General features: G+C 62.3%; 6 protein-coding genes and 1 pseudogene. 6 read left to right on the top strand and 1 reads right to left on the bottom strand.

The features are described 5' to 3' along the window. The 5 genes from RMO18_RS00740 to RMO18_RS00720 all read left to right on the top strand — a co-directional run. On the top strand, positions 1-637 hold a 637-nt coding region (locus RMO18_RS00740; protein ID WP_309663324.1), incomplete at its 5' end, for a thiamine pyrophosphate-dependent enzyme. Further along, positions 637-1,623 (top strand): 5-dehydro-2-deoxygluconokinase, encoded by a 987-nt coding sequence (gene iolC, locus RMO18_RS00735; RefSeq protein WP_309663323.1) that lies wholly within the window; start codon positions 637-639, stop codon positions 1,621-1,623. The genes RMO18_RS00740 and iolC, both read left to right, overlap by 1 nt. Positions 1,624-1,631: 8 nt before the next feature. Beyond that, positions 1,632-2,474, top strand: coding sequence for a 5-deoxy-glucuronate isomerase (locus RMO18_RS00730; RefSeq protein ID WP_309663322.1), 843 nt, complete (start codon positions 1,632-1,634; stop codon positions 2,472-2,474). After that, positions 2,471-3,298, top strand: coding sequence for a class II fructose-bisphosphate aldolase (locus RMO18_RS00725; RefSeq protein ID WP_309663321.1), 828 nt, complete (start codon positions 2,471-2,473; stop codon positions 3,296-3,298). The genes RMO18_RS00730 and RMO18_RS00725 overlap by 4 nt, the downstream gene beginning before the upstream one ends. A 110-nt stretch (positions 3,299-3,408) precedes the next feature. Next, complete coding sequence (locus RMO18_RS00720) at positions 3,409-4,287, top strand: LysR substrate-binding domain-containing protein (RefSeq protein ID WP_309663320.1); 879 nt, start codon at positions 3,409-3,411, stop codon at positions 4,285-4,287. On the opposite strand, the pseudogene RMO18_RS00715 reads toward RMO18_RS00720, so the two are convergent. Beyond that, a pseudogene (locus RMO18_RS00715) lies at positions 4,284-5,144 on the bottom strand (urea carboxylase-associated family protein). The gene RMO18_RS00720 and the pseudogene RMO18_RS00715 sit on opposite strands and share 4 nt — an antisense overlap. Before the next feature lie 146 nt (positions 5,145-5,290). Between RMO18_RS00715 and RMO18_RS00710 the strand changes: the two are divergent. Next, the coding region (locus RMO18_RS00710) for a LamB/YcsF family protein (protein ID WP_309663319.1) at positions 5,291-5,795 on the top strand (505 nt) is incomplete at its 3' end.

The raw sequence follows: 5,795 nt of genomic DNA, 5'->3' as shown, positions 1-5,795 counted from the left end.
CCGGGTGGTGGCTGCGGCAGGCGGTCTGCCCGCCGAGGTGACGGCCAACTGGCGCACCCTTGGCCTGGGCACGGTGGATGTGGAGTTCGGGTTTTCCTGCATGGGCTACGAGATTGCCGGGGGCTGGGGCGCGCGGATCGCACAATCAGAGGTGGAGCCTGACCGCGACACCATCGTTTTCTGCGGCGACGGGTCCTATCTTTTGATGAACTCTGACATCTACTCATCTGTTCTAACAGGGAAAAAGCTGATCGTGCTGGTGCTGGACAACGGTGGCTTTGCAGTCATTAACAAGTTGCAGAACAACACCGGCAACGAAAGCTTCAACAACCTGATTGCCGACAGCCCGACCGTGACTACGCCCTTTGCAGTTGATTTCGCGACCCATGCGGCGGCGATGGGGGCGGCCAGCGAAACCGTGGCCGCGCCGGGCGATCTGGCGGCGGCGTTTGCGCGCGCAAAGGCCAGCGACCGAACATATGTGATCGTGATGAAGGTTGATCCCTATGAGGGTTGGACCACTCAGGGCCACACCTGGTGGGAAGTTGGCACGCCCGAAGTCTCCAACTCGCCCCGCGTCCGCGAAAAGCATGCCGAGATCGAGGCAGGCCGCGCCAAGCAGCGTCCGGGCCTGTGATGACCGATTTGGATCGCGTGTCGCGCAACCGCTTTGTGGTACTGGGTCGGGTGGGCATGGACCTATACGCCGATCCACCGGGCACCCGCACCGAAGAGGCCACCCGGTTCACCGCCAGCATGGGTGGATCGGCCGCCAATATCGCGGCGGCAATCGTGCGTCATGGCGGGCAGGCCGATCTGGTCACCTGCGTGTCTGACGATGCAGTTGGCCGTTTCTGCCGCAACGCGCTGGCAAGCTATGGCATTGGTGCGGGCCATGTCCGCACTGTGGGAGGCGAGGCGCGCAATTCACTGTCAGTGGTCGAAACCCGGCTGGAAGATACCCAGTCAGTGATCTACCGCAACCGCGCCGCTGATTTCGAGATGACGGTCGCAGATGTCGATGCCGTCGATTACCCGGCTTACGGGGCGCTGGTGACAACGGGCACTGCGCTGGCGGCAGAACCGTCGCAATCGGCCACCTTCCGCGCGTTGGATCTGGCGCAGGCAGCGGGGCTTCCCGTGGTCTTTGACATCGATTACCGGCCCTACAGCTGGCCTTCGCCATATGCCGCAATGCGGGCCTATGCGCGCGCGGCATCCCAGTCGGCGATCATTGTCGGCAATGACGTGGAGTTTGGCCTGATGGCGGGCGGGCACGAACGTGGTCTTGCCATGGCGCGCGACCTTGCGGCCAGCAGTTCCAAGATCATCGTTTACAAGATGGGCGAGGCTGGGGCGGTGACCTTTGCCAATGGGCAGGAGGTGCGCACCGGCATCTACCCGGTTGACGCGTTGAAGCCGACCGGGGCGGGCGATGCGTTTCTGGGCGGCTTTCTCGCCGGATTGGCCGAGGGCCGACCGGTATCCGAAGCCGTGCTGCGCGGCTCTGCCTGCGCGTCGATCGTGGTGGCCAGGGTTGGCTGCGCGCCAGCCATGCCAACGCCGGTAGAACTGTCCGCGTTTCTGGCCGCCCATCCCGGCCCCACCCACCCCGCCGCCTAGGAGGCTTCATGCACATCGCCCCATTTGACAATGCCAACCGGCCCATCGTGGATGTGGATGACCCGCTGGTCCCGCTCAACTATTTCAACATCGTCAAGCTGACCAAGGGTCAGGCGTTTGAATACCGGGTGCCCGGCTATGAAACCGCAATCGTGCCCGCCACCGGCACAGTGGATATCGACGTGGAAGGGGTGGCCTTTCCTGCCCTTGGCAATCGTGGCGTCGATGTTTGGGATGGCGAGCCGGAGGGCGTATATGCGCCGGTTGGGGCCAGGGTACTGATGGTTTGTCTGTCCGACACTGCCGAAGTGTTCGTGGCCGGTGCGCGGTTCGATACGGTCTTGGAGCCATTTGATGTGCGCGCTGCCGATCTGGACATGATCCAGTACGGTTCGGACGAGACCAAGACCCATCGCAAGATCAAACACATCTTCGGTACGAAGTACCATGGCCGCGTCGGGCGCTTGCTGGTCAGCGAATTGTTCACCGTGGGTCAGGGCGGCTGGTCTGGATTTCCCAGCCACAAGCACGACACTGACCGCGTGCCGCTTGAGACGCGGCATGACGAGACCTACAACTTCCGCTTTCGCCCCAGCCACGGTTCCGGCCTGCAGATGCTGCAGCGCGAAGACAATCTGCCGGGCGATGCCTATCACATCGTCGACGGCTCCACGATCTGTCTCGACAAGGGCTATCACCCCTGCGTCGCCCTGCCGGGATATGAGATGTACTATTTCACCATCCTTGGTGGCCTGAGCCAACGGTCGTTGGTGCAGTATTTCCAGCCGACGCATGCCTATCAGATCGAAACCATCCCCGGGATCAAGGAAATGGTGGCCAAGTTCAAATGACACTGGCGACGCTGGCACAGGTGCTGCAGCCGGCCCTGAAGGGGGGCTATGCCGTCGCAGGGCTGGTTGTGCTGGGTTGGGAGGATGCCCGCGCCTATGTTGCCGCCGCCGAGGCAGAAGGGTTGCCGGTGATCCTGCAGGCCGGGCCGGGGTGTCGGGCGCATACGCCGTTACCGGTTCTGGGCGCGATGTTTCGGGTGCTGGCCGAAGGGGCCGGGGTTCCTGTCGTGGCGCATCTGGATCACGGAACATCGCTGGCTGAGTGCCAGCAGGCGATCGACTGCGGTTTTACCTCGGTCATGTTCGACGGATCGCGCCTGCCGCTGGCAGAAAACATCGCCCAGACGGCGCGGATCGTCGCGTTGGCGCATGCGGCTGGGGTGTCGTGCGAGGGTGAGATCGGCTTTGTCGGTTATGCGGCGGGCGAGGCATCGGCGCGCACCGACCCTGCCGATGCCGCGCGTTTTGCAACCGAGACCGCAGTGGACGCGATGGCCGTTTCGGTAGGAAACGTGCATCTTCAACAGGCAGCATTGGCGAGCATCGATCTGACTGCCGTGGCGGGGATCATGGCTGTCTGCGACACGCCTTTGGTAATCCATGGCGGGTCCGGTGTGCCCGCGGCGATGCGGCTGCACCTTGCGCGCCATACTTCCGTTTGCAAGTTCAACATCGGTACTGAACTGAGGATGGCTTTCGGCGCGGCGCTGCGGCAGGCGGTCAATTCGGATCCTCAGCGCTTTGACCGTCTGGCGATCTTGAAGGAAACCGAAGCGCCAGTCACCCTTGCCGCAAGGCGGGTGCTACGCGGGCTCGTGGAATAGACTGACGCCGAACGGTTTGCAGGTTTCGGGCCTGACAGCTCCGCCACTGGCCAGTGTGCAGAATGATGCGCCAGATTGCCGGTGCGCCAATAATGAAGTATCACTTATGGATGGATCTGCCACCGCTTCATCTTTTGCGCACCTTTGAGGTCTCTGCCCGCGAGGCAAGCTTTTCTGCGGCCAGCCGTGAGCTTGGCATGTCACAGTCAGCCGTCAGTCAGCAGGTCGGACAACTGGAGACCTGGCTTGGCCGAAAACTGTTCCTGCGCGAGGGCCGGGGAGTGCGGCTTAGCCCCGACGGAGCGGAGTTGCAGGAGGCGGTCGCCGCTGGCCTAAGGCTGATTGGGCGTGCGGCGGGCAGGTTGCGACGCGACCAGTCCAGCATCGATCTGAACGTCGCCTGTATCCCGTGGGTAGCGATGCACTGGCTGATCCCGCACCTTTCAGCCTTCAAGCTGCTTTATCCGGCAATCAATGTCCGGTTGCTGCACGCTGATGTGCTGCAAGCCTTCGATCAAGGAAAGATGGATGTGTTGATCTCAATGTCCCGAACCGGACCAGAAGGGGCGCAAAGGGTTCCCCTGTTTTCACGCGGCATGCGACCGCTTGCCAGTGCGCTTTTGGCACTGACGGTTCCGGAACTGCGGTCGCTGTCCGGGCTTTACGCAGCTGACCTGCTGCATGAAGAAGACAGCAACGCGTGGGCTGCCTGGTTTGCAAGGGCGGGGTTTTCTGACGAAGCGCCGCTGCAGGGCAGGGTCTTTCAGGACATGAGCCAGCTTTCCTCGGCGCTGTTGGCGGGGCAAGGTGTTGCGCTGGCCCCGGTGGGCCTGTTTAGCCAGCAGATTGCGCGAGGTGAACTTGTGGTCTTGTCAGATGTCGAGATCGAAGATGACCGGATTTACGCGATGACCCGGGGCCCAGACGTGTCGCCCGCAACCGCCACCTTTGCCGAATGGTTCGCCCGGCGGTGCCGTATGGGAGGCTAAAGCCCGTGGGTCCGAGAATAGCTGTTCGGTATTGGGCTGGACCAGCCATCGAGGCTGCCTGCTGCAGGGGAGTAGACTTCCACCAGCAGCGGATAGCAGGGTTGGTTGCCGCTTTAATGACTTGAACCGCAATCGCCACCAGGGCAGGCCGACAGCGCGCAGGTCAGGTCGATCTCGGCAAAGAATTCGATGTAATCGCCAGGACGGACGGGGCTGGCCTTCATGAAATACTGGTGCGTGTCGCGGGTAAAGCCGGTTGCCATGAACACGTTCAGCACATCATGCACGTGCATCTCGGCCTCGGCCACAGGCAGGCCTGACACCGCCGCAAAGGCGCGTGACAGGTTCGAATGGCAGCAATAGTGGTAGTCATCGCCCGCAAGCAGCCGGTTGGTGTAGGGATCACAGCGCGTGCCGATCACGTCGTGCACGCCGGCGCCGTCAGCGTCAAACCCGTACCAGCCCAGCGTATCAGCGGTGATCGTCGCCATTGGCCGCAGGAAAGGCATTGTCGACCAAAGTCGGTTGCCGGTCGTAACATGTGTGGCGTGCAAGGCGCGCGTCTTGCCACTGAAGAACCGCTCTGCCGGGTTTTCGGCGTTCCACAGGTTCAGATCGCCAACCTGCGGGCCATCCACGCTGACGATGCGAAAGAAATGTCCCTTTGGAACGCGGAAAGCGCGGCCGTCGCGGTGCGGTACCAGCACCGAATCCATCAGGGTCATGCCGTTCCTTGCTTTGGCATAGAACGCGGCGTCAACCGGCGGCAGCCTGTCCACCGAATAGGTCACGACCGGAGCCACAGAGCGACGGATAGCCGCATCCTTTGGTTCGGAAACTTTGGGCCAGTCTGACATTGGGCACCTAAAGGGAAAGCGGCTATTGGCTGCAGAAAACGGCGCTTGCCAATCGATTGTAGGACTTCCATAGTTAAGCCATACTTAAGGGGTTGGCAGTCGAAAGTCTATCCGAATTGCCACGCCAGAACAGCCAGGCACAGCCTATGTCAGCCAGCGATGACCCTCGTACCATCGACCTGAATGCCGACCTTGGCGAAGGTATCGGCGATGATGCGGCGATGTTGGGGTTGGTCAGTTCCGCCAATGTTGCCTGCGGATTTCACGCGGGCGGGCCAGACCAGATGGCCGCGACTTTCACGGCAGCAGTGGCCGCTGGCGTGGCAGTCGGCGGGCATCCCGGCTACGGTGACCGGGCCAATTTCGGCCGGATCGTGGTGCCCCATACCCTGGCCGAAGTCGAGCGGCTGGTCGCCTATCAAATCGGCGCTGCTTGCGGGATGGCGGCTTTGGTCGGCCACCGGGTGACCTATGTCAAGGCGCATGGGGCGTTGTACAATCTGGCGGCAGTGGACACTGGCGTCGCCGGTGCGATTGCACGCGCGATCCGGGCGGTCGACCCCACATTGACCAGCCTGTGTCTGGCCGGATCGGCCGGATTGGACGTGATGGTAGCCGAAGGTCTGCGCGTCGCGGCCGAGGTCTTTGCCG

The organism is Tabrizicola sp., from assembly GCF_031377265.1.
In the GTDB taxonomy this organism is placed as follows: Bacteria; Pseudomonadota; Alphaproteobacteria; order Rhodobacterales; family Rhodobacteraceae; genus JAUYQR01.
This window is presented reverse-complemented; position numbering and strand designations above follow the sequence as displayed.